Source organism: Nocardioides sp. NPDC087217 (assembly GCF_044744805.1).
GTDB lineage: Bacteria > Actinomycetota > Actinomycetes > Propionibacteriales > Nocardioidaceae > Nocardioides.
Genome location: NZ_JBIUZB010000003.1, coordinates 591,269 through 617,279, shown reverse-complemented (window position 1 = coordinate 617,279; position 26,011 = coordinate 591,269). Strand labels below are relative to the sequence as shown.

The 26,011-nt window shown below is 69.3% G+C and carries 28 protein-coding genes and 1 tRNA gene; 10 read left to right on the top strand and 19 right to left on the bottom strand.

The window, feature by feature from the left end:
* Position 1: 1 nt before the first annotated feature.
* The 3 genes from ACIO3S_RS17265 to xerC all read left to right on the top strand — a co-directional run bounded on the left by ACIO3S_RS17265 (position 2) and on the right by xerC (position 3,554).
* Positions 2 to 1,702 carry a hypothetical protein gene (locus ACIO3S_RS17265; protein WP_400465992.1) on the top strand — a complete coding sequence of 567 codons (1,701 nt, stop codon included), beginning with the start codon at positions 2 to 4 and terminating at the stop codon, positions 1,700 to 1,702.
* A 291-nt stretch (positions 1,703 to 1,993) separates the two neighbouring features.
* Entirely contained in the window at positions 1,994 to 2,299 is a 306-nt protein-coding gene (locus ACIO3S_RS17260; RefSeq protein ID WP_400465989.1) for a helix-turn-helix transcriptional regulator, read from the top strand.
* Between the two features lie 34 nt (positions 2,300 to 2,333).
* Entirely contained in the window at positions 2,334 to 3,554 is a 1,221-nt protein-coding gene (xerC, locus tag ACIO3S_RS17255; protein ID WP_400465986.1) for a tyrosine recombinase XerC, read from the top strand.
* 81 nt (positions 3,555 to 3,635) lie between these two features.
* Here xerC and ACIO3S_RS17250 read toward each other — a convergent pair.
* A tRNA-Asn gene (locus ACIO3S_RS17250) sits at positions 3,636 to 3,708 on the bottom strand.
* Positions 3,709 to 3,774: 66 nt separating this feature from the next.
* Entirely contained in the window at positions 3,775 to 5,658 is a 1,884-nt protein-coding gene (gene dnaG / locus ACIO3S_RS17245) for a DNA primase (RefSeq protein WP_160028354.1), read from the bottom strand.
* A 48-nt stretch (positions 5,659 to 5,706) separates the two neighbouring features.
* Here dnaG and ACIO3S_RS17240 point away from each other — a divergent pair, with 48 nt between their 5' ends.
* Positions 5,707 to 6,393, top strand: coding sequence for a class E sortase (locus tag ACIO3S_RS17240; RefSeq protein WP_400465983.1), 687 nt, complete (start codon positions 5,707 to 5,709; stop codon positions 6,391 to 6,393).
* A 7-nt stretch (positions 6,394 to 6,400) separates the two neighbouring features.
* Here the strand turns inward: ACIO3S_RS17240 and ACIO3S_RS17235 are convergent, their stop codons facing one another.
* Positions 6,401 to 7,192: a carbon-nitrogen hydrolase family protein gene (locus ACIO3S_RS17235; protein ID WP_400465980.1), complete on the bottom strand. Its 792-nt coding sequence runs from the start codon at positions 7,190 to 7,192 to the stop codon at positions 6,401 to 6,403.
* Positions 7,193 to 7,289: 97 nt separating this feature from the next.
* A complete protein-coding gene (locus ACIO3S_RS17230; protein WP_400465977.1) occupies positions 7,290 to 8,222 on the bottom strand; it encodes a 2-hydroxyacid dehydrogenase in 933 nt (310 codons plus the stop codon).
* 66 nt (positions 8,223 to 8,288) lie between these two features.
* On the opposite strand from ACIO3S_RS17230, the gene ACIO3S_RS17225 reads away from it, so the two are divergent.
* A complete protein-coding gene (locus ACIO3S_RS17225) occupies positions 8,289 to 9,677 on the top strand; it encodes a GntP family permease (RefSeq protein ID WP_400465975.1) in 1,389 nt (462 codons plus the stop codon).
* Between the two features lie 8 nt (positions 9,678 to 9,685).
* On the opposite strand, the gene ACIO3S_RS17220 is transcribed toward ACIO3S_RS17225, so the two are convergent.
* The 6 genes from ACIO3S_RS17220 to ACIO3S_RS17195 all read right to left on the bottom strand — a co-directional run bounded on the left by ACIO3S_RS17220 (position 9,686) and on the right by ACIO3S_RS17195 (position 14,485).
* A complete protein-coding gene (locus ACIO3S_RS17220) occupies positions 9,686 to 10,324 on the bottom strand; it encodes a maleylpyruvate isomerase family mycothiol-dependent enzyme (protein WP_400465972.1) in 639 nt (212 codons plus the stop codon).
* Positions 10,321 to 10,800: an SRPBCC family protein gene (locus tag ACIO3S_RS17215; protein ID WP_400465969.1), complete on the bottom strand. Its 480-nt coding sequence runs from the start codon at positions 10,798 to 10,800 to the stop codon at positions 10,321 to 10,323. The genes ACIO3S_RS17220 and ACIO3S_RS17215 overlap by 4 nt, the downstream gene beginning before the upstream one ends.
* A 2-nt stretch (positions 10,801 to 10,802) precedes the next feature.
* Complete coding sequence (locus tag ACIO3S_RS17210) at positions 10,803 to 11,192, bottom strand: ArsR/SmtB family transcription factor (protein WP_400465966.1); 390 nt, start codon at positions 11,190 to 11,192, stop codon at positions 10,803 to 10,805.
* A 39-nt stretch (positions 11,193 to 11,231) separates the two neighbouring features.
* Positions 11,232 to 12,476 (bottom strand): deoxyguanosinetriphosphate triphosphohydrolase, encoded by a 1,245-nt coding sequence (locus tag ACIO3S_RS17205; protein WP_400465963.1) that lies wholly within the window; start codon positions 12,474 to 12,476, stop codon positions 11,232 to 11,234.
* 17 nt (positions 12,477 to 12,493) lie between these two features.
* Positions 12,494 to 13,888: a CitMHS family transporter gene (locus tag ACIO3S_RS17200; protein WP_400465960.1), complete on the bottom strand. Its 1,395-nt coding sequence runs from the start codon at positions 13,886 to 13,888 to the stop codon at positions 12,494 to 12,496.
* 135 nt (positions 13,889 to 14,023) lie between these two features.
* Positions 14,024 to 14,485 (bottom strand): Rrf2 family transcriptional regulator, encoded by a 462-nt coding sequence (locus tag ACIO3S_RS17195; protein ID WP_160028336.1) that lies wholly within the window; start codon positions 14,483 to 14,485, stop codon positions 14,024 to 14,026.
* 92 nt (positions 14,486 to 14,577) lie between these two features.
* Between ACIO3S_RS17195 and ACIO3S_RS17190 the strand changes: the two genes are divergently transcribed.
* The gene (locus ACIO3S_RS17190) at positions 14,578 to 15,420 is read left to right on the top strand and encodes an SDR family oxidoreductase (RefSeq protein WP_400465954.1); all 843 of its coding nucleotides are present in this window, start codon (positions 14,578 to 14,580) and stop codon (positions 15,418 to 15,420) included.
* Positions 15,421 to 15,545: 125 nt separating this feature from the next.
* The gene (locus tag ACIO3S_RS17185) at positions 15,546 to 15,770 is read left to right on the top strand and encodes a hypothetical protein (protein ID WP_160028332.1); all 225 of its coding nucleotides are present in this window, start codon (positions 15,546 to 15,548) and stop codon (positions 15,768 to 15,770) included.
* A 111-nt stretch (positions 15,771 to 15,881) separates the two neighbouring features.
* Here ACIO3S_RS17185 and ACIO3S_RS17180 read toward each other — a convergent pair whose 3' ends face one another.
* From ACIO3S_RS17180 to ACIO3S_RS17160, 5 genes are all read right to left on the bottom strand, one after another.
* On the bottom strand, positions 15,882 to 16,871 hold the full coding sequence (locus ACIO3S_RS17180) for a mucin-2 protein (RefSeq protein WP_400465951.1): 990 nt from the start codon (positions 16,869 to 16,871) through the stop codon (positions 15,882 to 15,884).
* 288 nt (positions 16,872 to 17,159) lie between these two features.
* Entirely contained in the window at positions 17,160 to 18,065 is a 906-nt protein-coding gene (locus tag ACIO3S_RS17175) for a mucin-2 protein (protein ID WP_400465949.1), read from the bottom strand.
* Between the two features lie 234 nt (positions 18,066 to 18,299).
* Positions 18,300 to 19,436: a tRNA dihydrouridine synthase DusB gene (dusB, locus tag ACIO3S_RS17170; protein WP_400465946.1), complete on the bottom strand. Its 1,137-nt coding sequence runs from the start codon at positions 19,434 to 19,436 to the stop codon at positions 18,300 to 18,302.
* Positions 19,437 to 19,487: 51 nt separating this feature from the next.
* Positions 19,488 to 20,171, bottom strand: coding sequence for a hypothetical protein (locus ACIO3S_RS17165; RefSeq protein ID WP_400465943.1), 684 nt, complete (start codon positions 20,169 to 20,171; stop codon positions 19,488 to 19,490).
* A gap of 94 nt (positions 20,172 to 20,265) precedes the next feature.
* The gene (locus ACIO3S_RS17160) at positions 20,266 to 21,666 is read right to left on the bottom strand and encodes a glycine--tRNA ligase (RefSeq protein WP_400465940.1); all 1,401 of its coding nucleotides are present in this window, start codon (positions 21,664 to 21,666) and stop codon (positions 20,266 to 20,268) included.
* 169 nt (positions 21,667 to 21,835) lie between these two features.
* Between ACIO3S_RS17160 and ACIO3S_RS17155 the strand changes: the two genes are divergently transcribed.
* Entirely contained in the window at positions 21,836 to 22,699 is an 864-nt protein-coding gene (locus tag ACIO3S_RS17155; RefSeq protein WP_400465937.1) for a hypothetical protein, read from the top strand.
* 40 nt (positions 22,700 to 22,739) lie between these two features.
* The gene (locus ACIO3S_RS17150) at positions 22,740 to 23,072 is read left to right on the top strand and encodes a hypothetical protein (protein ID WP_400465934.1); all 333 of its coding nucleotides are present in this window, start codon (positions 22,740 to 22,742) and stop codon (positions 23,070 to 23,072) included.
* A gap of 56 nt (positions 23,073 to 23,128) precedes the next feature.
* Here ACIO3S_RS17150 and ACIO3S_RS17145 read toward each other — a convergent pair whose 3' ends face one another.
* Positions 23,129 to 23,335 (bottom strand): GrpB family protein, encoded by a 207-nt coding sequence (locus ACIO3S_RS17145; protein ID WP_400466447.1) that lies wholly within the window; start codon positions 23,333 to 23,335, stop codon positions 23,129 to 23,131.
* Here ACIO3S_RS17145 and ACIO3S_RS17140 point away from each other — a divergent pair.
* Positions 23,327 to 24,220: an aldo/keto reductase gene (locus ACIO3S_RS17140; protein ID WP_400465931.1), complete on the top strand. Its 894-nt coding sequence runs from the start codon at positions 23,327 to 23,329 to the stop codon at positions 24,218 to 24,220. The two genes, ACIO3S_RS17145 and ACIO3S_RS17140, sit on opposite strands and share 9 nt — an antisense overlap.
* Positions 24,221 to 24,290: 70 nt before the next feature.
* On the opposite strand, the gene ACIO3S_RS17135 is transcribed toward ACIO3S_RS17140, so the two are convergent.
* From ACIO3S_RS17135 to ACIO3S_RS17125, 3 genes are all read right to left on the bottom strand, one after another.
* A complete protein-coding gene (locus ACIO3S_RS17135) occupies positions 24,291 to 24,839 on the bottom strand; it encodes a GrpB family protein (RefSeq protein ID WP_400465929.1) in 549 nt (182 codons plus the stop codon).
* A gap of 25 nt (positions 24,840 to 24,864) precedes the next feature.
* Entirely contained in the window at positions 24,865 to 25,335 is a 471-nt protein-coding gene (locus ACIO3S_RS17130; protein ID WP_400465926.1) for a hypothetical protein, read from the bottom strand.
* A gap of 86 nt (positions 25,336 to 25,421) precedes the next feature.
* The gene (locus tag ACIO3S_RS17125) at positions 25,422 to 25,991 is read right to left on the bottom strand and encodes a GNAT family N-acetyltransferase (RefSeq protein ID WP_400465923.1); all 570 of its coding nucleotides are present in this window, start codon (positions 25,989 to 25,991) and stop codon (positions 25,422 to 25,424) included.
* Between the last annotated feature and the right edge of the window lie 20 nt (positions 25,992 to 26,011).

Genomic DNA, 26,011 nt, shown 5'->3' with positions numbered 1-26,011 from the left:
TGTGACCACTGCTGACCAAGAGCCCCAAGACGCCAACCACTCCCGTAGCCCGTTCCGTCGAGAGGAGCACACCACTCACCTGCACTCCGTGCCCGGCGGGCGTCGCCGGATCAAGATCGGGTCTGACCCGCACGCGATCCGTGAACTCGCTCGCGAGATCGATGGCCGGTGCCTGCCCGAGACCTACGTTCACGAGGGCTCCCCCGTCGTCCTCGAGCGCGTCTCCGGCACCGCGCAGGTCGCTGCTGGTGACGAGGACGTGACCCTCCCGGTCCGCCCGACCGTGCTGCGTCCCTCGCTGCTGGCCCGGCTGCTGGCCGAGGAGGTCGAGGTCTTCCAGACCGCGAACAAACGCGGAGGAGGCGGCACCTATGACGAGGAGGTCACCCCCACGGCCGCCGTGCTCGGCGCGGTGCTCGCCCGCCAGACCTGGCCCGGACTCCCGGTGCTGCACAAGGTCATCTCCACCCCGGTCCTGCGGCCAGATGGGACGCTGCTGCAGGAGCCCGGCTACGACCCCGCGACCGGCTACTACCTCGCCGGCCGGATCCAGACCGGCCCGATCCCCGAGGCCCCCACCTCCGAGCAGGTCGCCGAGTCCCGTGAGTTCCTGCTAGGCACGTTCCTGCGCGACTTCCCCTGGCGCACGCCCGCCGACAAAGCCAACTACCTCGCCCTCCTCGCCACGCCGATCCTGCGGCCGATGAACCGCGCCCTGTGCCCCTTCGGCGTCGTGGATGCGACCATGCCCGGCTCCGGCAAGACCATCCTCACCTCGTGCGTCGGGCTGCTGGTCGGGCAGCGGGTGCTGACCTGGACCGACTCCGAGGAAGAGCTCAGGAAGTCGATCACGACCGTGCTCGGTGACCCGGCCGGGGTGGTGGTCTTCGACAACCTCGTCGAGGGCTGCACGATCGACTCCGCCGTGCTCGCCCGGCTGGTCACCGAACGCACCTGGACCGACCGGCGCCTGGGCACCAACTCGGCCACCGTCGCCGAGAACGACCGCCTGTGGCTGGCCACCGGCAACAACCTCCGCACCGGCGGCGACATGGCCTCCCGCGCAGTCTGGGTCCGCCTGGATCCGGACTGTCCGCGGCCCGAGGCCCGCACCGGGTTCAGCATCCCGCACCTGGACACCTGGATCCTCGACCCCGCCAACCAGGCGACCGTGCTGCGGCACCTGCTCATCCTGATCCTGGACTGGACCCACGCCGGGGCAAAGCCCTCCTACGACGTGCCCGCGATGCGGCAGTTCACCAAGTGGGCCCAGCACCTCGGCGGCTTCCTCGCCCACCACGGCGTGGCCGGGTTCCTCGCCAACGCCGAAGAGTCCCGCGAGCTCGACGACGACCAAGCCGAATGGCGCGCCTTCCTGCTCCAGTGGTCCCAGGTCATGCCCAACGTCCACGTCCCCGGAGCCGGACTCATGCCCCGCCGCGTCGGCGCCGCCGAGCTGCGGCGAAGCGCTGAACCAGAAGTGGGACCCGACCCGTGGGACGGCACCTTCCCCACCACCACCTCAGGCCGGCCCCTGACCGTCAAAGCCCTCGGCAAACGCCTCTCCGGACAGATCGGCCGATGGCGTGGAGACATCGTCCTGCGCTCCGAGATCGACCCCGCCACCAACACCCGCACCTACTGGATCGAACGCGAAGGAGACCCCAAACCACACCCCGACCAGACCCAAAAACTCCTCTGAGACCTCCAAACCAAACCCGGAAACCCGGAAACCCGGCAAAACAAGGGTTGACCTGGGGCTTTAACTTCCGGGTTTGAGTCCCGGGTTAACGGATGCAAACCCGGAAACCCGGCAAATCACCGGGTTTCCGGGTTTGGAACCAAAGTTAATGACTACTAACCCGGCGACGTTTCGCCAGGTCATCCCCTTAATTCCGGGTTTCCGGGTTTCCGGGTTTGATTCCCGCCCTCGCCCCGTAGAGCAACACCCGCATGGTCCAGCAGCACTCGCCAAACACAAGGAGCACCAACGATGGGACGCCCCTCGAAGTCCGCGCGACACCTCCGCTCTGCGTCATCATCTGTAGACGCCTCGCCTGCACCGTCTAGCCCGCGGTCATCGGTGCCGATCGACCCCACCGGAGCACCAATGTTCGAGCCGCTCTTGACGATCGACGACCTCGCCCTATGGCTTGGCAAGCCGCGGGGGACTCTCTATCAGTGGCGCACGCGCGGTCTCGGCCCGCGAGCAATCAAGGTCGGCAACGACCTTCGCTATCAGCGCAGCGAGGTTGAAGCGTGGCTTGCATCTCAGCTCGACACGCGAGAGTCCGCATGACCGTGATCCAGAACCAGCGAAAGGAGACCGACTGATGGCCCGCCGCCGTATTCCGATCGGCCAGCATGGCGAGATCCGGTTTGATAGGCCGACCGCCCAGACGGGTGGCAGCAACCCGTACCGCGCACGGTGCAACGTGCGCGACTTCGACGGCGCCCTTCGCGAGGTATCTGCGTCGGGGCCGTCGCGGGAGGCCGCGCGCCACGCGCTGCTTGAGGACATTCGCCTTCGGTTCGAGACGGCCTCCGGCGTGGGGGCCGATGGCATCACTCCTGACACGAAGATCCACGTTCTTGTCGATGAATGGCTCGAAGAATGCCGAACCCGCAACCTCTCGACGAGCACGATGCGGATCTACGAGTCGTCGGCACGGCTTTACATCAAGCCCTACATGGGCGAGTGGCTGATCCGCGAGGCGAAGACCGCGCGGGTGGACCGAGTGATCAAGGAGCACATCGCCGCCGGCCTGGACCACAAGGCTCTCCGGAAGCACCTGAACCAACTATTCGACGTTGCTATCCGCCACGACGCGCTGGCAACGAACCCAGTCGACGCGGTAGCCAAGGTCAACGCCAAGAGGTCAGGCGGCCGGAAGGTCAAGGGCATCGAGACAGCGGCCCAGGTTGCCGAGATCCGCGGGATCATCACAGCGTGGCAGACGAAGGACCGCCCCGGCCCCAAGGCCACGGACGACCTATTCCTGTTCGTCATGCTGCTAGTGGTGACCGGCCTTCGCCCTGGCGAGCTCCTCGCACTTCGGTGGTCGGACGTAAACCTGTTGGCACCGCGTCCGTACCTCGAAGTCACTGGCACCATCAAGCAGGAAAAGGGTCTCGGGGTCTACCGACAGGAGTACCCGAAGTCCGAGTCGTCAGAGCGCCCAGTCGAGATCCCCGGGTCGCTCGTTGCAATGCTCCTCGAGCGGCAGGTAAACCAGACCGGACCGAACCCCATCGACGCGGTCTTCCCCTCACGCGTCGGCTCCTGGATCCCGTACTCCAACATGCGGCGCCGCTGGGTCTCCGCCGTGGCAGGGACCAAGTACGCCTGGGTCACCTTCAAGACGTTCCGCAAGGCCGTGGCGAAGCTGCTCACCGAGCAGTACGACCTCCGCACGGCTCAGGAGCAGCTCGGCCACGCAAGCCAGACCACGACAGAGACGTTCTACGTCGGGCTCAACACGGAGGCACCAAAGGTCGCCGAGACCCTTGAGAAGTTCTTCAAGGAGTCCACTCCGAGCCCTAAAACCGGGTGAATTCCGGGAGAAACGGCCTTGGATCGAAATGACGAGAGCCGCTGACCTTGGTGTTTTGCCTGGTCAGCGGCCCTTTTCTTGCTCCCCCGGTTGGACTCGAACCAACAACCCTCCGGTTAACAGCCGAATGCTCTGCCAATTGAGCTACAGGGGAATTGCACCTTGCGGCGCGGGTGAAACCTTAGCAACCCGGCGGCGGCGATCGGAAATCGGCAGGCCGTCACTCGGCGACCAGGTTGCGGAGGCCGCGGCGGTGCTGTTCGAGGGCGGCCAGCTGGGCGAAAAGACGGTTGTACGCCTCGGGGTCGGCGGCTGCGTCGGAGCGCTGCAAGCGGCTCTTCACCTCGGCGATGCGGCGCTGGTCGAGGAGCTCGAGGAGGCGTACGACGTACTGCAGGACGTACGCAGCATCCGGCTCCTTCGCGGACGGGATCGGCTCCACGGCGAGCTCGGCGAGGATGCGGCTGACGAGCGGGTCCGAGGCGGCGGCACCGAGCTTCTGGGCCCAGCCGGCGTCGCCGGTGCCGGCACCGGGGCCACCGAGGCCGGCGATGATCTCCCACAGCGCCCGGTAGAGGGGGTGGGTGAAGGCCTCGGGGGTGATCTCGCCGGTGGTGCGTCCCAGGGCGACCGGGTGCTGCACGAAGAGCTTCAGGGTCTCGCGCTCGACCGTGAAGCGCGGCTCGCGCGGGTGCGGCATGGGCGGACGCTGCGGCGCGACGGGAGCCTCAGGAGCGGCCGCGGGCTCGCGCCGCGACGGAGCAGCCGAGGGCGCGGGACGGCCCGCGGCGCGGCGTACCTCTCGGGCCGCGTCGTCGGGATCGACGCCGAGGAAGCGAGCCAGGTCGCGGGTGAAGCCCATCTTCTTGGACTCGTCGCGCACGGAGGCGACCAGCGGGGCCGCCTCGCGGAGGGCATCGACCCGCCCGTCGGCACGGTCCAGGTCGTACTTGGAGGCGACGTTGCGCAGCACGAACTCGTAGAGCGGGACGCGGTTGGCGAGCAGCTCGCGGACCGCCTCGTCGCCCTTCTTGATCCGCAGGTCGTTGGGGTCGAGGCCATCGGGCTCGACGGCGACGTAGGTCTGCGAGGTGAAGTTGCCGTCGCCCTTGAACGCCTTCAGCGCCGCAGCCTGACCGGCGGCGTCGCCGTCGAAGGTGAACACGACCGCGCCACGCAGCTGCTGGTCGTCGGAGATGAACCGGCGCAGCACCTTCGCGTGGTCGTCACCGAAGGCGGTGCCACAGGTCGCCACGGCGGTGGTGATCCCGGCGAGGTGGCAGGCCATCACGTCGGTGTAGCCCTCCACGATCACGGCCTCGCGGGTGCGGGCCATCTCCTTGCGGGCCAGGTCGATCCCGTAGAGGACGTGCGACTTCTTGTAGATCGGCGTCTCGGAGGTGTTGAGGTACTTCGCCTCGATGCGGTCGTCGTCGAAGAGGCGGCGCGCGCCGAAGCCGATGACGTCGCCACCCGACTCCCGGATCGGCCACATCAGCCGACCGCGGAACCGGTCGTAGTGCGACCGCCCGTGCGCGACCAGGCCGGCAGTGACGACCTCCTCGTCCGAGAACCCGCGCGCACGCAGGTGGCGGTAGAGGTCCTCTCCCCCGCGCGGCGAGAAGCCGACTCCGAAGTGCAGCGCCGCGTCGCGGTCGAAGCCCTTCTCGGCGAGGAACTGCCGCGCGACGACGGCGTCCGGCGTCAGCAGCTGCTCGGCGTAGAACTCGGCGGCGACCTTGTGGGCCTCGACCAGCTTGCCGCGACCGGGGCCGCGCCGCACCGGCGCCTCGTCGCCCTCCTCGCGCTGGACCTGCACGCCGACCTTGTCGCCGAGCCGCTCGACCGCCTCGAAGAAGCTGAGTCCCTCGAGCTTCATCACGAAGTCGATGACATCGCCGCCCTCTTGGCAACCGAAGCACTTGAAGAAGCCCCGCGACGGGTTCACGTTGAACGACGGCGACTTCTCGTCGTGGAACGGGCACAGGCCCTTGTAGGTCCCCGGGCCCGCACGGCGGAGCGTGACGTACTGGGAGACGATGTCGTCCAGGCGCGCCTTCTCGCGCACCTCTTGGATGCTCGTCTCCTTGATGCGGCCCGCCACAACGTCTGATCCTACGGGGCCGTGGACCGGCCTGAGATGCTTGACCTGATGTCCACCACCACACCGGCCCGACCGCCGACCCGACCGCGAGCCCGCCGGGCGACTTTCTGGCTCGGTCTCGCGATGGTCCTGGCCGGTGTGGGGCTCCTCGGCTACACCGCCTGGGAGCTGTACGGCACCACGATCATCAGCAAGCAACGCCAGCAGGAAGCGACCTCGACGATCGAGAAGGCGTGGGACTCGGGCCGGGCCGAGGCCACGACCGAGTTCGGTTCGGCCGAGGCGCTCATCGAGATCCCCCGCTTCGGCGAGGACTACCGGATCCCGGTCCTCGAAGGCACCTCGGACCGGGCTCTGGGCGCCGGCGTCGGCCACTTCTCCGGCACCGCCGGGCCCGGCGAGGTCGGCAACTTCGCGCTCGCCGGCCACCGGATCACCGACGGCGAGCCGCTGCGCGACCTCCCCGAGCTCCGCGAAGGCGACGAGATCCGAGTGCTGACCAGGGAGAAGACGTACATATACGCCCTCACGACCGACGGCGACGATCTGATCGTGCCGTTCACGTCGGGCTGGGTCACGGACCCGCTTCCCGACAACCCCGATATCGACGGGGCGGAGCCCGAGCAGATCGAGGGTCAGCGGCTGATCACCCTCACCACCTGCTCCGAGCTCTTCCACACCGACTACCGGTTGATCGCCTTCGGCAGGCTCGTCGCCGAGGAGCATGCCGGCTGACGGACGGCTAGAGACGGAGCGTACGCCGCGGGCCGAGGTCGGCTCGGCGGTCTGCCCACATCCGCTGGTCGTCCCGGACGCGTGCGACCTCGGCCGGGTCGATCGTGGCGACGATCATCCCAGGAGTGGCGTCATCGAGCCGCTCGACCGGCCTACCGAGCGGGTCGTAGACCGCGGAGCCGCCGATGAGGCCCACCGGCCCGCCGACGAGACCGGCGAAGGCGACGTACATCGAGTTGTCCAGCGCCCGGGCGGCGTAGTGCAGATCGCGCCGGTGACCACCGCCGGGGAAGTAGGCACCGGTGTTGAGGTAGAGGATCGCGCCGTCGGCAGCCGCGGCGGCGGCGTGCTCGGGGAAGTTGGCGTCGTAGCAGACCGACAGGGCCACCCGGACGCCGTCGATCTCGATCGTCGTACCGTGCTGGCCGGGCTCGAAACGTTCGACCTCGGGCGGGTAGAGGTGCTGTTTGTCGTACGCCGCGACCGGCTGCTCCCCCGGCGCGATGACCAGGCTGGTGATCGCCCGTCGTCCGGCCTGGTCGAGGGGCGAGTTGAGCACGAGCACCGCACCGGCCTCGTCCACTGCGGCCTGCGCCGGGGCGAGCCAGGCGGTGTCCTCGAGCGAGGGCAGCGGGCCGTCGAAGGCGTCGAGGTCCCACGAGGTCGTGAAGGTCTCCGGAAGCGCGACCAGTCGGGCTCCCTTCGCGGCCGCTTCGCGGACCCGGTCCGCGGCTGTCGCGACGTTGGCCACCACATCGCCCGGCAGCGCCGTCTCCTGGACGACCGCGATTCGCAGCATGTCAGCAACCGTAGCGGCGGGGTAGTCCGGTAGCGAACTGCCCAAATACTGACGAGTAATAGGCAGTTCGCTACCGGACTACCCCGACATCAACGGATCAGTAGGCCCCCGACATCACGTTCGCGAGCGGCTCACCGGCGGCGAACCGCTCGAGCTGCTCGCGTACGACCCGGTAGGCGCGGGGCCACATCGCGCTCGACGCGCCACCGACGTGCGGGGTGATGAGCAGGTTGGGCGAGCTCCACAGCGGGCTCTCCGCCGGGAGCGGCTCGGTCTCGGCGACGTCGATCGCCGCGTGGATCCGCTCCGTGGCGAGCTCGGCGACCAGGTCCGAGGTGACGACGACACCGCCACGGGCGACGTTGACCAGCAACGCGCCGTCCTTCATCTGCCCCAGGAACTTGCGGTCGACGAGGCCGCGGGTCTCGTCGGTGAGCGGCGTGGCCAGCACGATCACGTCGGCCTCGGGCACGAGCGTGTCGAGCTCGTCGAAGCCGTGCACGCCATCCCGCGAGGTCCGCGCGACCCCGACCACCTCGGTCTCGAACGGAAGCAGCCGCGCCTCGATGGCCCGGCCGATCGCGCCGTACCCGACGATCAGGACCCTCTTGTCGGCCAGCGACGGGAACCAGCCCGGCCGCCAGGCGTGCTCGTCCTGGTGGCGTACGTGGCCGGGGATGCCCCGCAGCGACGACAGGATCAGCGTGACGGCGAGCTCGGCCGTGGAGGTGTCGTGGATGCCGCGGCCGTTGCAGAGGGTCACGCCCTCCGGGATGTGGCCGCGGGCGGCGTCGACCCCCGCGGTGAGCAGCTGCACCACCTGGAGCGCGGTCATCTGGCTGACGACGTCGAAGATGCGCGAGCCGAGCATGTAGGGCGGCAGGTAGAACGCCACCTCACCGACTGAGTCCGGCACCTCCACCTCGCCACCGGTGAAGCGGGTGTGGTCGAAGAGCTCGAAGCGGAGGCCTGCGGGCACCTTGCCCAGCTCGGACGGGTCGAACGGCAGCCAGACGAGGGGATCGCTCACACCGGAGACTCTCCCATACCCCGGGAGGGGTGATCTCAGTCACACCCCGTCGCTAGGGTGACCGCCATGGATCCGCTGGCCCCCGCTCACCCCACCTGGGTGATGCTCCTGATCGCCGCCGTGGCGGTCGCCGTACTCCTCTTCCTGATCGCCAAGGTCAAGCTGCACGCATTCATCTCGCTGGTGCTGGTCAGCGCGGTGACCGCGGTCGCGGCCGGGATCCCGGTCGCCGACGTGCCCGCGGCGATGCTGGCAGGCTTCAGCGCCACGATCGGCTCGGTTGCGCTGCTGGTGGCGTTCGGCGTGATGCTCGGACGGCTGCTCGAGGTGACCGGTGGTGCGCAGGTGCTCGCCGACACGCTCATCGGTGCGTTCGGCGAGAAGCGGGCCCCGCTCGCGCTCGGCGTCGCCGCGCTGATCTTCGGGTTCCCGATCTTCTTCGACGCCGGCCTGGTCGTCTTCCTGCCGATCATCTTCGCGGTCGCACGGCGCTTCGGCGGCTCGATCCTCGTCTACGCCCTGCCCACCGCCGGCAGCTTCGCGGCGATGCACGCGGTCGTGCCGCCTCACCCGGGCCCGGTCGCCGCGGCCACGGAGCTGGGAGGCGACATCGGGCTCACCCTGTTGATCGGCGTGCCGGTCGCCGTCCTGGCCTGGTTCCCCGGCGCCTACCTCGTCGGCACCAGGCTCGGCGCCCGATACAACCCGGAGCCGCCCAACGTGTTCGCGAGCAGTGAGTCGGACGCCGCGGCGAAGAGCGACGCCACTCCCCCGCCGTTCGCCACCGTCGTGCTCCTCCTGGCTCTGCCCCTCGTCCTGATCGGCCTCAACACGGTCGTCAGCACGCTGGTCGCCGCCGGGACGGTCAGCGAAGACGCCACCTGGGCCAGCGCACTGATCCTCATCGGCCAGACCCCGATCGCGCTGCTGATCACCGTGCTCGTCGCGATCTTCGTACTCTCCCCCGGCCGGTTCCCCATCGGCCGGGCGAGCGACATCCTCGACCAGGCGCTCGGCCCGATCTGCGCGATCATCCTGATCACCGGCGCAGGCGGGATGTTCGGCGGCGTGCTCCGCATCAGCGGTATCGGGGAGGCGCTGTCCACCTCGCTCTCCGGTCTCGGGCTGTCGCTCATCGTGCAGGCGTTCCTGATCTCGACCCTGCTGCGGGTGGCCCAGGGCTCCGCGACCGTCGCACTGACCACCACCGCCGGCCTGATCTCCGCACAGGTCGCTGCTGCAGGACTGGGCAACTTCGACATCGCCCTGCTCGTCTTCGCCATCGCGGCCGGCGCGACCGTCCTCTCCCACGTCAACGACTCCGGGTTCTGGCTGGTCAGCCGCTTCTTCGGGATGGACGTCATCACCACCCTGAAGACCTGGACGGTCCTGGAGACCACCCTCGGCCTCTCGGTCTTCGTGATCGCCTCGGCGCTCTGGATCATCGTTCCCTAGCTCCGGGTTCAGCCCGTACGTTGCACCCTGCTCTCGAGCGTCGCCAGCCCCGGCCCGGCGAGCTCGGGCAGGGCGACGGCCCGCCCGCAGACCGCCATCAGCAGCGCCTCCCCCGGCCCGTTGACCTCCTCGCCGCTCCCGTGGGACCAGGCGAGGTCGGTGGCCACCAGACGCAGGCCGCGTACGTTGCGCCTGGCCGGCAGCGGCGGCGCCATCAGCGCGAAGTCGAGCACCGGCGCGAGCCGCTCGGCCGGCACCTCGCGCGGCCGTCCGAGCGCCCGGCGGATGTCTTGGTGGTGGATGAGGCCGTCGGTCAGCCCGATCCTGGCATCGGCCATCGCCGTCGGCCCGGACGGTCGGGCATGCGCCCGCACGTAGGCGACCAGCTCGGCCGGAGCCCGGGCACCGAACTCCTCGAGCTGGCGGGCGTTCATCCGGCCGAACCGGAGCCCGGCGCGCAGGAAGCGCCCGGCGAATTCGCCCAGCCCGATCTCCTCGTAGCTGATCAGGTGCGCGACGACGTCGCGCACCGTCCACTCGCTGCAGAGCGAGGGCCGCTCCCAGTGCTCCGGCTCGAGCGTCTCGAGGAAGTCGGCGAGATCCTTCCGTTCGGCGGTCGCGAGCGCCGTGCGGTCCACCCCGATCACGGCTGCGCGAGAGCCCGGAAGCGCTCCAGATAGATCCCCCAGGCGTCCGATCCGGCGGCCCGGTCACGCCACCCCTGCCACCCGGCGCCGTGCCGGTCGAGGTGGCGGTGCTCGAGGCGTACGTGGGTCTGTTCGGCTCCCACCGCGGTGAAGGTGAACTCGACCTCGCTGCAGCGCGACGGGTCCGGTTCGAGCTGGAAGTCGGGGGTGATGTCCCAGGAGATCACCAGCCGGTGGGGCGGTTCGACGGCGAGGACGCGCGCCCACTGACAGGTGCTGCCGTCGACGCCGCGGTCGTAGACGCGCCCGCCGACCCGTGGCTCCAGCACCGTCTCGGCGATCTCGACGGGGAGCATGTTGTGCTCGCGCGGCTTGATCCGGTCGAAGTCCTCGGTGAACACCTTGAAGGCGTGCTCGACCGGGACGTCGACGGTGATCTCCAGGTCCACGGAGGTCTTGTCGCGGGTGGTGCTCATGACTACTCCTTCTGCTCGCTTCGCTCGCTTACTCTCTCGCTCGGCACGGACGGACGAGCAAGCTCGCCGCCCGACCTCGCTCCGGTCGTCTCTGCCCGGTAGCTGTCCTCAGCCACCTGCTTGAACGAATGCAACGCCTGGGTCCAGTAGGTATCCAGCTCGGCGCGCAGCTCGGCCAGGCCCTCGATCCGGGCCTGATAGATCCGGCGACGACCAGCCGGCGTCATCGACACCAGCCCGGCCTCGCGCAGGATCTTGAGGTGCTGGGACACCGCGGCCATGCTCACCGGCAGGGCATCGGTGAGCTCCCCCACCGAGCACGGCCCGGCGGCCACGCGAGCCAGGATCTGGCGGCGGGTGGAGTCGGAGACGGCGTACCAGGCATCGGTCACGACATTTAAGGTAGCGCTTAAATGTCGTGACCGCAATGGTCACGCGCGCCGGCAGAGCCGTTCGTGCCAGGACAGCGCGGTGATGTCGGTAAGCGAGGCGACCTGGTCGATCACGACGCGGAGCCGGGCGGCGTCGTCGGCCGCGGCGTGCCAGTCGTCGGCGAACTGCCGGTCGAGGTCGTCCGGCCCGGTGGCGACGAGGTGCTCGAGGAGTTCGCCGAGCAGGTTGCGCTGGCGGTCCATCTTCACGGCCCGCTCGTCGGTGCGCATCACGTAGTGCGCCGCGATCCCCTTCAGTAGCGCGATCTCCAGACGGGTCTGCTCCGGCACCACCAGGTCGGCGCCGTAGCGGACATAGGGACCGCCGCCGGCGGCGTACGTCGCCTCCCGCACCGCCCCGCAGAACCGGCCGATGATGTCGGAGGTCAGGTTCTTGAGCATGGCCCGGGACCGGCGAGAGGCGTCGTACGCGGCGCCCTCGGGGATCCAGCAGCCGGCGGCACTCAGGTCCGCGATGGTCGAGACCGCGAGAGTGCGGTCGAAGCCCGGGACGTACCAGTCGGCCACGGTCGCGGCGACCCCGTCGAGGTCGAGGCGGGCGAGGTCGATCTTGCCGGCGACGATGCCGTCCTCGACGTCATGGACGGAGTAGGCGACGTCGTCGGAGAGGTCCATGATCTGCGCCTCGACGCACTGCCGCTGGCCGGCGTCAGCCGCTCGCAGCCAGGTGAAGACCGGCAGGTCGTCCTCGTAGACCCCGAACTTGGACCCCTTGCGCTCACCGAAGCCCCACGGATACTTCGTGCAGGCGTCCAGTGTCGCCCGGGTCAGGTTGAGCCCGACCGAGCGCCCGTCGACGTCGAAGGTCTTCGCCTCCAGCCGGGTCAGGATGCGCAGCGTCTGCGCGTTGCCCTCGAACCCACCGATGCCCTTCGCCTGCTCGGCAAGCACGTTCTCGCCGTTGTGCCCGAACGGCGGGTGCCCGAGGTCGTGGGCGAGGGCCGCGGTCTCGGCGATGTCGGGCTGCGGCGAGTCCGGCCCGCTCAGGGCACGCGACAGATCCCGCGCGACCTGGGCTACCTCGAGCGAATGGGTCAGCCGGTTGCGTACGAAATCATCGGCCTGCGGCCCCACGACCTGGGTCTTCGCCGCCAGCCGCCGGGTCGAGGCGGCATGCACCACGCGGGCGCGGTCGCGCTCGAACTGCGTACGCTCCGGCGCGACCACCCGCTTGGGCGGCTCGGCGACGATCCGCTCGCGGTCGGCGGCCCCATATAGCTCCACATCCAGGAGGCTATCGGCTACAGCGGGATCGCCGTGGTCAGCACCCCGATGGCCAGCATCGTGAGCGACACCGCAGCCGCGCGCCACAGCACCTTCTTGTGGTGATCGGCGAGAGGCACCCGCGCCAAGGTCACCAGCAGCAGGATGGCGGGCACGAGCGGGCTCTGCATGTGGAAGGTCTGACCGGTGATCGAGGCGCGCGCCATCTCCTCCGGAGCGATGCCGTAGGTCGAGGCCGCCTCGGAGAGCACCGGGAGGACTCCGAAGTAGAAGGCGTCGTTGCTCATGAAGAAGGTGAACGGAAGACTGAGTACGCCGGCGATCACCGCCATGTGCGGGCCCAGCGCGGGCGGGATGATGTCGATCAGCCATCGCGCCATCGCCTCGACCATGCCGGTCCCCTGGAACACTCCGGTCAGCACCGCCGCGGCGAAGACCATCGCCACCACGGACACGATGCTCGGGGCGTGCCGAGTGATCGCCTCCTGCTGCTCCTTGACCTGCGGGAAGTTCACGACCAGCGCGATCGCGGCGGCGACCATGAAGAGCACCAGGATCGGCAGGATGTCGAGCACCAGGACGACCAGCAGCGTGGCGGTCAGGAGCGCGTTGAACCAGAACAGCCCTGGTCGCAGCGTCGAGCGCTTCGGGTCGAGCCCGTCTGCGAACCAGTCGGCGTCGTCGTTCTCCGCGTCGTGGCCCGAGCGGCCTCCTGCACCAGCCGCGGCCGAGGCGGGGGCGCCGGCACCGACCAGCACCCGCTCCTCGGTCGTCTGGGTCATCTCGGTCAGCTCCAGCGAGCCGATCCGGCGGCGCTCGAGGTATCCCAGGTGCACGGCGAAGGCCAGCACGACGGCCAGACCCGCGATCATCGACGGGATCATCGGCACGAACACGTCGGACGGGGAGACACCGAGCGAGGCAGCGGCGCGAGCCGTCGGACCACCCCACGGGAGGATGTTCATCGCGCCGTTGGCGAGGCCGGCCACCACGGTGAGCACGACCGGGCTCACCCCGAGCTTCAGGTAGAGCGGGAGCAGCGCGGAGGTCACGATGATGAACGTGGTCGACCCGTCGCCGTCGAGCGAGACGACCATCGCGAGGACAGCGGTCCCGACGACCAGACGCATCGGGTCGTAGCCGACCATCCGCAGGATCAGCTTGACCAGCGGGTCGAACAGGCCGACGTCGATCATGATCCCGAAGAAGATGATCGCGAAGAACAGCATCGCGGCGGTCGGCGCGAGCTCCTTGACCGCGTCAACGATCATGTCGCCGATGCCCAGCCCGGCGCCCGCGGCGATGCCGAACGCCACCGGCACCGCGATGAGGCCGACGACCGGGGTCGCCCGTCTGGACATGATCAGGAACATGAAGAGGGCGACCATCATGAAGCCGAGTGCTACGAGCATTGCCGATCCTGGTTCTATACGCCGTGTGCTGACCGTCACGTGGTGACACCCGAGACTGCGGGTGACGCGCACCACAGGTCAACGTTGCCGTCGTAACGGACGTTGTGGTCGTTGCGGTCAAGCGCGAGACGGCCCTCAGGGCAGCAGGATCGCGAAGTCCTCCGCATTGAAGCCGGCCGTCGACATCACGTCGTCGAGCGTGATCCCCGAGAGCTCGTCGAGGACGGCGCGGGCGACCCGGCGATCGAGGTCGACGAGGACACCCTGGATGTTGGCACCCACCGCGCAGGCGGGGTTGGGGCCATGGATCCCGAGGACCTGGTCGTCCCCCTGCAGCACCTGCCACACCTGGGCCAGGTTCACCGTCTTCGGGTCGACCGCCAGCTCCCATCCCCCGTGGGCGCCGGGCCGGGACCGAACCAGACCAGCCGTACGCAGCGGACCGAGCACCTTGCGCACATGGACCGGGTTGACCGCGGTGCTGCCGGCGAGCTCGTCGGAGCTGACGGGGGTCGTGCGGCCGGCGGCAGCGCACGAGGCGAGGTACGTCAGGACATGGACGGCCACCGCGAAACGGGTGTTCGTCGGGGCGGCCATACCCCCATCTTGCCTTATTGCCATCGGTATGACTACATTTATGGAACCGTCATCGCCGTGATTACAGTTACGGCACTACCGATAGGACTCCCATGACCATCGCCATCACCGGCGCCTCCGGCCAGCTCGGCCGCCTCGTCGCCGACCAGCTCCTCACCACCGTCGACCCCGCCGAGCTCGTGCTCCTCACCCGCGACCCTGCGAAGCTTGCCGACTACGCCGAGCGCGGTGCCGACGTCCGTGCCGCCGACTTCAGCAAGCCCGACGAGCTGGTCGAGGCCTTCGCCGGCGTCGAGCGCGTGCTGCTGATCTCCACCGACGCCGTCGGCGCCCGTGTCGAGGGCCACCTCGCCGCCATCGACGCGGCCGTCAAGGCGGGCGTGCGCCACATGGCCTACACCTCGGTCTCCGGGCCGACCGCGGACAACCCGGCCGGCGTCGTCGCCGACCACGCCGCCACCGAGGAGGCGCTGCGCGAGAGCGGCCTGGCCTGGACCATGCTCCGCAACAACCTCTACGCCGACATGCAGGTCGACTCCGTCGCCCAGGCCGCCGCGACCGGGCAGCTGGTCACCAACTTCGGCGACGGCGGCGCGGCCTACGTCACCCGGGCCGACTGCGCTGCTGTCGCCGCCGGGGTCCTGACGGGCGAAGGACACGAGGGCAAGGCGTACGACGTCACCGGCCCGCACGCCTACACCGCGGCCGACCTGGCCGAGCTCGCCACCGAGAAGTCCGGCAAGCCGGTCGAGGTCGTCCAGGTCGATGACGAGGCCTACACCGCCGGCCTGGTCTCCGCCGGGCTCCCCGACTTCATCGCCCCGCTGCTCACCTCGTTCGGCACCGCGACCCGCCTCGGCAAGCTCGCCACCGTCACCGACATCGTGGAGCAGGTCGGCGGTCGCAAGCCGACGCCGCTGAGCGCGCTGATCTGATCTCGCCTTGGCGACTCGGCGTAGATTTGGGGTGACTGACCGGGGATGAGGCTCCATTCGGACACCTCTTGTGCCGGTCGAGAGGCGGACATCATGTCGACGTCGCGAGAGATCGGCCAGTGACCATGGCCGGCATCGTCCTTCGCGTACGGCTCATCGGCGGTGACAGCCTGGACGTCATCTACGACGACGCAGAGACGGCGAGCGAGGCCGAGACGATCGACCACCTCGCCGCCGTGCTGTCGAGCGACACCGGGGTCATCCGCTGCAAGCACGGCGAGCGACTGCTGCTGTTGTACGCACGAGGGGTCTCCACCGTGGAAGTAGCGCCACGGGGCGCGGTCCTCTGAGCGACAAGCCCCGCCGAGTCGGCTCGAACTGACCACAAATCCCGCCGAGTCGGCGCGTCATGACGCGCCGACTCGGCGGCGTACTCGGTCAGAACGAGCCGACTCGGCGATTCAGTTGACGGCTACGTGCACGTGGTCGTAGTGGTTGGCGGTCGGGTCGCCGCGGTCCTCCATCGGGCGCCAGCCCTCGTCGGCCCGGACCGGGGTCCAGATGCGCTGGTACCAGATGATGTCGTAGATGTTCAGCGCCGCGGCGTGCTCCTGGACGAAGGCGGCGATGGCGTCGCCGAGCTCCTTGTCGTCGGTCATGAAGTCGAGCGCCTTGCCGTTGATGTGCTCGCCGTGCGGGTCGTAGCCGTACGTGGTGCCGGAGGCGACTGCGGGGAAGGCGTTGCAGACGGCGCGGTAGAGGTCGACCGCGTCGGGGACCAGACCGTCCTCGACCGAGGAGTCACCGCAGGCCGAGAAGTCGAGTCCTGCCGGGGCGTCCTCCGACGGCGTCGGGGAGGGCGTGGGGGTCGGCGTGGGAGTGGGCTCGGGCGGGGGTTCCGGCTTGGTCTTGCCGAGGTTGCCCTCGGGGATCCACACCGGGTTGCCCTCCAGGACGATCTCCTGGCGGTCACCCTCGTCGCGACCGGTGTAGTAGACCGCGCGCCCGAGCTTCAGCTCGCCGAGCTCCTTGGCGCGCTTTCCGTAGGAGGCGTAGACGGTGACGTCATCCTGTACGTAGCGCAGCACCGCCTTCTGGGCACCGCCGCTGACCGACGTCGGCCGCTCGATCAGCGACTCGATCGTGGCGACCTCGCTCAGCGCATTGGTCGCCGCCTCTCCCCCACGCTCACCGCTGCGGCTGACCGTCGCCTCCCGGCCGGTGACCTCGCGGCGGTCGTTCGACATCCGGGTGTCCTCCGGGGTCGTCGGCAGCGCCGGGACCTTCACCGTCGCCTTGGCCTCGGCCTCGATGCGCCGATCGGCCAGTGACGGCAGCCGGAGTCCGGACTTCTCCTCCACCTCGGAGATCACGACGCCGGGGTTCGCCGCGGCCGCCCCGGCGGCCATCGCACCGCTGGTCGCGAACGTCACGATTCCTGCGGTCGCCACGGCGTTCTTGGTTCTACGGACAGCTCGATAATCGCCTCTGTGGCTGGTGGCCACTGCGCAATCCTTCGCTCGACAATGTGGGGGTATCGCCCGAGAGCACCCATCGCCACTTCCGCTGAAGCTGGGTCGTGAGCCCGGGCACAGCGCCTGAGTCAAGCACACACCTGCGGGGGTATCCCACGACGGGTCGGAGACTTTTGCGAAGTTGTTGATCTTCCGACGGAGCGAAAACGCAGGTCGGCCCGGGCTTCGAGAGCCCGGGCCGACCTGTCGTCGAGACCAGTAGCGTCAGTTGGTGGAGACGTGCACGTGGTCGTAGTGGTTGGCGGTGGCGGACCCGCGGTCCTCCATGTAACGCCACCCCTCCGAGGCACGCACCGGCGTCCAGATCCGCTGATACCAGATGATGTCGTAGAGGTTGAGCTCCGCAGCGTGCTGCTGCAGGTAGGCGGCGATCGAGTCGCCGAGCGCCTTGTCGCCGGTCATGAAGTCGAGCGCTTTGCCCGAGGAGTGCTCGCCGTGACCGTCCCAGCCGCCGACCGTCATGGACTCGACCTCGGGGAAGGCGTTGCAGACGGCGCGGTAGACCGTGACTGCGTCGGAGACCAGACCGCTCTCGACCGAGGGGTCACCGCACGCGGCGGTGCTGACGCCGGCTGCGACACCGGTGGCCTCGGGCTTCTCGTCGACGAGGTGACCGGCGGTCACCCAGGCGACCTCGCCGTCGACGAGGATCTCGTCGCGGCCGGCCTCGGTGCGGCCGGTCGCGTAGACCAGCTCGCCGGCCTCGATCTCACCGGACTGGTTGGCGTGCTTGCCGTAGGCGGACCAGAGGTTGAGCGTCTCGTCGGTCCAGCGCTTGACTGCCTTGGCGGTGCCGGTCTCGACCTGCTCGGGACCCTTGGTCAGCGTCTCGACCGAGGAGACCGACTCGCGGTCGCCTCCGTCACGGCTGACGACGGTCTCGCGACGGTCGCTGGCGACGCGCGCGTCGTCACGGGTGCTCGGCACGTTGGCCGTGGACGAGGAGAGGGAAGCGCCTGCGTTCTTCGCGATCAGGGAGGAGGTTGGCTCCGCGAAGGCGGCTCCGGCGCCGACGGCGGCACCTGTCGCGAGAACCGCGACCCCTGCGCTGACAACTATGGATTTGGTCTTACGGACGGCCCGAGTGTCGCCTCTGTGGCTGCCGGCCACACGCAATCCTTTGCTCGACTACATGGTCTGTGCCCGAGATTCCCACGGTTTCAACGGATGAAACCCGTCGAGGGTTGTGCTGGTGGGGGCTCGGCACGGCAATGAGTACAACACACACGACAGGGGGTATTCCAATTCCCTTACCGAGTTTTTGCGTAGTTTTGTACCTGTCGAGCGACTGATTCCGAAGGCTCGAAACACGCCTCGAGACCCGTCCGAACAGGCCCCGCAGCCTCAGCCGCCGGAGGTCTCCGACACGTTCTCGGCGAACCCGCAGCCGCGCCCGTCGGCGTCGTCGAGCCACCCCTCCGGAAGGACCACCTTGTCCCGCGGCGCACCCTGCCGCCCACGCGGTGCACCCAGCTGTGACGAGGGGAAAGGCTCGTTCCGGTCGAGCTTGGCGAGCATCTCGTCGAGGTCGGCGAGGCTGTTCACCAGACCGAGGGTGCGGCGCAGCTCACCACCGGCGCCGAAGCCCTTGAGGTACCACGCGATGTGCTTGCGGATCTCCTTGCAGCCGCGCTCCTCGCCCATGTGCTCGCAGAGCAGCTCGGCATGCCGCCGCATGATGTCGGTCACTTCGCCGAGATTCGGCAGAACGTTGACCGTCTCACCGGCGAAAGCGGCCGCCAGGTCACGGAAGAGCCAGGGCCGCCCGAGGCAGCCGCGGCCGATGACGACACCGTCGACACCGGTCTCCTCGACCATCCGGATCGCGTCGGCCGCCTCCCAGATGTCGCCGTTGCCGAGAACCGGGATGTCGACCGAGGCCTTGAGCTCGGCGATGGCGTCCCAGTCGGCGGTGCCGGAGTAGGCCTGGGCGACCGTACGTCCGTGCAGCGCGATCGCCGCGGCACCGCTCTCCTGGGCGATCCGGCCGGCGTCCATGTAGGTCAGGTGGGCGTCGTCGATGCCCTTGCGGGTCTTCATCGTCACCGGTACGCCGTAGGGCTCCGCCGCGCGCACGGCGTGCTCCAGGATCTCGCCGAGCAGACCGCGCTTGTAGGGCAGCGCTCCCCCGCCGCCCTTGCGGGTCACCTTGGGCACCGGGCAGCCGAAGTTGAGGTCGACGTGCGCCACCCCGTATTCGGCGCAGAGGATCTCGGTCGCCTTGCCGACGTAGACCGGGTCGGTGCCGTAGAGCTGCACGCTGCGTACGGTCTCAGCCTCGTCGAAGACGAGCATGTCCTTGGTGTGCTGGTCGCCCTCGACCAGGCCGCGGGAGGTGATCATCTCGCAGACGTAGAGGCCGGCACCCTGCTCGGCGCACAGGCGTCGGAAGGCGGCGTTGGTGACACCGGCCATCGGCGCGAGCACCACAGGGGTGTCGACGGTCAGGCTGCCGAGCTTCAGAGGGCCAGGGAGGGACATGCCTTCCATTGTCCGGCCAGCGGCGCGCCGTACGAAATCAAGCGGTCGGCGTCAAGAGGTCGGCGAGGCGGAAGGCGATCCGGAGGGCTTCGGTGCCACGTACGGCGTCGGCTCGCTCTCCCAGGTGATCGGGTCGAACTCCTCGTAGGGCCGGAAGCTCACGCCGACGAGCTTGCCCTGGTCGGGGACGAGCATGACCAGGCAGGCGTTGACGCTGTCGCCCGCGGCGAACGGCTTGGGGAAGGTCTTGCCGTCGCAGGGCTTGAACGGCTCCTTGAACGCGGCCGCCTCGACCAGGTTGCCCTCGTCGTCGAGGCCCCACAGCGGTACGTCGTAGCCACCGAGGTCGGTATCGCCGTCGTTCTTGATGGTGGCGCGAACGAAGTAGGGAGCGCGGGCCAGCGTCGCCTCGTCGAGCTTCCAACCGGAGAAGGTCTGCTTGTAGGAGGTCGACTCGAGCTTGGTGACGGTGATCGAGAGCTTGCCGTCGACACCCTCCTTGGGCGCCCACTCGACCGTCGCGGTCTCACCGAGCCTGCGGTCGGCACCGGGCTCGGTGAGCGCCCCGGCGGAGGGCGAGGCCGACGCCGAGGGTGAAGCGGAGGCCGAGGCGGATGCACTCTCGGACGGCTTGGGCGCGTTCGTCCGCGGCGCGGTGCCGCTGCACCCCATCACTGACATCGCCATGGCCGCACCCGTGAGGGATGCGGCGAGTACGGACCCCGCTCGTTGCATAGGGATATCCTGCCGCACGCCTCTCGAGATCGTGCGGCAGGACGCCCCCTGCAAGGTTTACGAGGTGGTAACGGCCCGGCGTTGAGCTACTGGCTCAGGCGCCGATCAGACGCTCGGCGAAGTAGCGGCTCACGCCCTCGAGCGGGATGCGCTCCTGCTTCATGGTGTCGCGCTCGCGGATGGTGACTGCGTTGTCCTCGAGGGTGTCGAAGTCGACGGTGACGCAGTACGGCGTACCGATCTCGTCCTGGCGGCGGTACCGCTTGCCGATCGACTGGGAGTCGTCGAAGTCGACGGCCCAGTTGGCGCGCAGCTCGGCCGAGAGCGCCTTCGCCTTCGGGGAGAGCGCCTCGTTGCGGCTGAGCGGGAGCACGGCGATCTTGACCGGCGCGACCCGGTGGTCGAGACGGAGCACGACCCGCTTGTCGACACCGCCCTTGGCGTTGGGGGCCTCCTCCTCGGCGTACGCGTCGACGAGGAAGGTCATCAGGGCACGGGTCAGACCGGCCGCGGGCTCGATGACGTAGGGCAGGTAGCGCTCGTTGTTGGCCTGGTCGAAGTACTGCAGGTCCTGGCCCGAGTGCTTCATGTGGGTGCCGAGGTCGAAGTCGGTGCGGTTGGCGATGCCCTCGAGCTCGCCCCACTCGCTACCGGGGAAGTTGAAGCGGTACTCGATGTCGACGGTGCGCTTGGAGTAGTGGCTCAGCTTCTCCTTGGCGTGCTCGTAGTGACGCAGGTTGTCGGGGTTGATGCCGAGGCCGGTGTACCACCGGGTGCGCTCGTCGATCCAGTACTGGTGCCACTCCTCGTCCTCGCCCGGCTTGACGAAGAACTCCATCTCCATCTGCTCGAACTCGCGGGTGCGGAAGATGAAGTTGCCCGGCGTGATCTCGTTGCGGAAGCTCTTGCCGGTCTGGGCGATGCCGAACGGGGGCTTCTGGCGGGTCGAGGTGACCACGTTGGCGAAGTTGACGAAGATGCCCTGCGCGGTCTCCGGACGCAGGTAGTGGAGGCCCGACTCGTCCTCGAGGACACCGAGGTGGGTCTTGAGCATGCCGGAGAACTCACGCGGCTCGGTCCAGGCGCCACGGGTGCCGCAGTTCGGGCAGGCGACGACCTCATTGATGTCCACGGTGTCGGGGTCGTCGATGCCCTTCTTCTCCGCGTACTCCTCCTGGAGGTGGTCGAAGCGGTAGCGCTTGTGGCACGACTGGCACTCGACCAGCGGGTCGTTGAAGGTCTCGACGTGGCCGGAGGCGACCCAGGTCTGGCGCGGCAGGATGATGCTCGAGTCGAGGCCGACGACGTCGTCGCGCTGCTGGACCATCGCCTTCCACCACTGGCGCTTGATGTTCTCCTTGAGCTCGACACCGAGGGGGCCGTAGTCCCAGGCACTCCGGGTGCCGCCGTAGATCTCGCCGCTGGGGAAGACGAATCCGCGCCGCTTGGCGAGGGAGACGACGAGGTCAAGGGTCGATGCTGGCGGCTTTGCCACGATGAATGCTCTCTGCTCGAGGTGAGCCCGGCCGGCTGCCGGGCCTGGTGTTGAGGGGGATGTCTACAGCGACAGGGAAATCCTATCCGTGGTGTCATCTTGTTATGTACGCCGCCCGCGGGGCCAATTCGCTCGGCCGCTCGGGCATCTGCCGATAGCGTCGCTGGACATGGAGTCGAACGCGCGTCGTCTGTGGAAGCTGCTCGAGCCGATCCATGCGGTGGGCTACTTCTCACCCGAACCGATCGCCCTGCTCAAGGCGGCCGGCTACCGCGGCTACTGGATGGGCTACTTCGCCGCTCGGTCGGCTCCGCTGGGCGCTGTTCCGGCCGAGGTCGTCCATGCCATCTTCTACAACTTCGCCTTCTCACACGTCTCCCGGGCGCTTCCGGACGCCTGGACGTACGCTCCGCCCGGGGCCGCGCACGATGCCCGCCGCTCCGGCGCCGTCGCTGCGCTCCGCCGTCACCTCGGCCCGCTCACCGATTCCGACGACCTGACCCGGGCTGCCTCGCTCGCCTCGCGAGCCGCTCTCGGCGCTCCGTTGGAAGGCCGACCCCTGTACGCCGCACTGCGCTCGCTCCCCGTCGCCGAGGACCCGCTGACCCTCCTGTGGGATTCGGCGACGCTGCTGCGGGAACATCGGGGCGACGGTCACGTCGCGACCCTGCTGGCTGCCGGGATCGGTGGCCGCGAGTCGCACGTCTTCCATGCCCTCGCCAATGGCACCGCTCCGTCGGTCTACGCCACCTCCCGCAACATCCATGAGACCGAGTGGGACGCCCTCATCTCCGGACTGCGATCCCGCGGGCTCGTCACCGACGACGGCCAGTCCCTCACCGACGCCGGCAGGGAGACCAAGGCCGGGATCGAGTCGACGACCGATGCGCTTGCCGCCACGGCGTACGCGAGCCTGGAGCCTGCCGAGATCGACGATCTCATCGCGCTGCTGCGGCCACTGACCAAGGCCGTGGTCGCCTCCGGTGAGATCCCCGGCCAGTCGCCGATGGGCCTGAACCTCGACGACATCTAACCCGTTGCCGCTCCGAATTCAGGGGGTCATGCTGGGCCCCATGGCCATGAAAGACCTCGATCCCCGGCTCGCACCGATCCTCGAGCTGGCCGCTGTCGCCGCGCAACGCCCCGAGGTCGACGTCGATGAGGAGACCCTGCGCGAGATCTTCGAGGAGGCCGCGATGTTGCTCGACCTCGGAAACGTCCTCGACGAGCTCGACGACCACGACTCTGGCAGCGTGGTCGCCGGCCTGTGCACCGACCTGCTGGCTGCCGACCCTGCCGACAGCGTCCGCGCCCACGCCGAGCTCGCCCTGGCCGACGAATCGCTGCACGACCCCGTGGCCGCCGCAGTCGCCTTCCGCATGGCTGCCCACGCCCTTCGCCTCTGACGCAGACGGTGTCGGCAGCAGGTGGGGCGCGATCGTCTCGGCGGTCTTCACGGACGTCAGCGGCTCGGGTCGTTGAGGGAGAGGATCTGGCGGCGCTCGGCGTACTCGTCTCGGAGGTCGTCGCGCCGGCGCAGGATGTCGCGGACGGCCAGGTGGTTGCGTACGTTCATGGTGCCGGCCGCGCACACGTACACGTGGCGCCGGGGTCGCCCGTTCGGCGCGACGGTCATCGCACCGGCTTCTAGGATCTCGGCATGAGCCAGCCCGCGACCACCTCCCCTCTCCAGCTCGGCCGACAGGGATTCGGTGCCATGCGCCTGCGCGACACCAAGTCCGGCGACCCGGACCGGGACCCGTTCCGGGTCGTCAACACGGCGCTGGACGAGGGAGTCGCGATGATCGACACGGCTGAGCTGTACGGCAACGAGGAGCTGGTCGGCCGCACGATCGCCGCCCGGCGCGACGAGGTGGTGCTGGCCAGCAAGTTCGGAGTCGTGCGGACCGACGGCCGTCCCGATGGCCCTCCCGACGGCTTCGAGGTGCGAGCGGACGCCGGGCAGGTTCGGCGCTCCTGCGAGGCCAGCCTTCGCCGGCTCCGGACCGACCGGATCGACCTCTACTACCTGCACCACCGCAGCGAGACGGTCCCCATCGAGGAGACCGTCGGAGCGATGGCGGACCTCGTACGGCAGGGGAAGGTCGGCGCGATCGGGCTCTCCAACGTCACCGCCGAGGATCTCCGACGCGCTCATGCCGTCCACCCGGTGGCGGCGCTCCAGGAGCACTGGTCGTTGGCCGAGCGCACGGTCGAACGTGACCTCGTGCCGGCCGCCGCCGAGCTGGGCGTCGCACTCGTCGCCCACTCGCCTACGTCGCACGGTGTGCTGCACGGTGCCGCGGGCGACGCTGCCCCGGCCGACGAGAGGCAGGTGGTCCACCGCGAGATCGCCGCAGCGCACGGGGTGTCGGCAGGTCAGCTCGCGATCGCGTGGGTCCACAGCCGCGGGCCCCTGCACGGCCTCGAGGTGGTGCCGTTGCCCGGGACGACGCGCGCGAGTCACGTTCGTGCGAACGTGGCTGCCCGGGAGATCGTCCTCGGTGCCGAGGAACTGCGGCGACTGACGGCGGCGTGGTCACCGACCGCCTGACCGAAGCGGTGCTCGGGCGCGCGCGACCTGCTCACCGCCGACCCGGCCGCCAGCAGCCGCGCCGGAAGCATCAGCGGCTGGGGTCGTTGAGGGAGAGGATCTGGCGGCGCTCGGCGTCGGTCAGGTCGGCGGCGGCGGCGAGGACCTTCTGCAGGACGTCGGACTTGCGGGCGATGTAGGTGTCGATGTCCATGTCGGGGTCGGCGGCCAGCGCCAGCTTCACGGCTGCGTACTCGTCGCGAAGGTCCTCACGGCGGCGCAGGACGTCGCGGACGGCGAGATGATTGCGTACGTTGAGCGTCCCCGCGGCGCAGACGTAGACGTGGCGTCTCGGGTCATCGTCGGGGGCGAAGAACGCCTCGCGGCCGGCGACGCCGAGGTCGCCGCGGTGGACGTAGCCGATGCGGACGAGCGCAGCGACCGCAGCGGGGACGTCCTCCGGCGCGACGATCACGTCGATGTCGAGGATGGGCTTCGCGGCCAGCCCCGGGACCGAGGTCGAGCCGACATGCTCGATGCTCGCCGACGGGCCGTCGGCCAGCGCGCCGCTCAGCGCCGCGGCGACCTTCTCGAACCGGTCCTGCCACGAAGGGTCGTACGCCACTACCTCGATGCTCACAGGCACCAGAGTCTGGCAGGTCGGCTCAGGCTTCGGCGGCGAAAGGCCGAAGCCGCCGACGCGGGCCGGTGACGAACCCGGCGACGGCGTCGGAGAGCGCGAGGACGAGCGCCGCGGGGGTCGCGGCGCCGACCAGGACCGCGGAGGTGACCACCGGGCTTCCGGACAGGTCGAAGAGGAGCCAGGCCAGCCAGGTGGCTCCGGCGGTGAGGAGCACGAGGATCGCGGAGCCGGCGAGGAATCCCTTGAGCCCACCGAGCACACGGGCAGCGAGCGCCGCAGGGGCCGCGATGGCCACGCAGAGCGCTCCGACGGCAGCCCCGAGAAGTACGAGCACCGGGCCCGCGAGCGGTCCGCCCATCCCGTGGCCGCCGGTCGCAGATGCGACCAGAAGGCCGAGGTAGACCAACCCTGCGAGCACCGGGTAGGCGAGCCCGACGAGCACCATGGTGACGACGAAGGAGGCGATGCGAACGGCGGTCACGGGCAGACTCATGCGCTCAGGATGCCCGGCACCGCCGCGCGCCGCCGCAGACGTTGACCCTTCGTTGACGAACAGCGCCATTGTCAATCGATCCGCGGTCAACCGACGTGCGCCTCGACCTGGGCGAGGAGCGGGTCGCGAAGACCGACGGCGTCGTGCGCCCAGAACGCCTCACAGTAGACGAACGCACCGGTCATCCAAGGCTCGTACGCCGGGAGCCGGGTCACCTGGAACGCCTGCTGCGGAATGCGGGACGAGGGGGCGGTGAAACCGAGCGGCGTCGCGGCCGAGAAGCCGCGGGAGCCGTAGTAGTCCCAGCCTCCCTCGAGAAAGACCGCCGGAGCCTCGAGGCGCTCCGCCTCCGCGAGCGCCGCTGCGACCAGCGCCGTGCCGATCCCGGCCCGCTGGCGGTCCGGGCGCACCGAGAGCGGACTCAGCACGAGCACGTCGACGAGCCGCTCGCGCGCGTCCACCCACGAGCGTGACAGCGCGAGATGGCCCACGATCTCGCCACCAGCGACCGCGACCAGGCTCGCTCGCAGCGCACCGGAGTCGGCCAAGGCACGCAACAGCCGCACGATCCGCCCGTCGGTCTCCTCCTCGAAGGCGCCTGCGGCAACGGCCTCGATCGCGGCCTGGTCTTCGGCGAGGGCAGCTCGGATCTCCATGGCCGAACCGTTTCACGGCT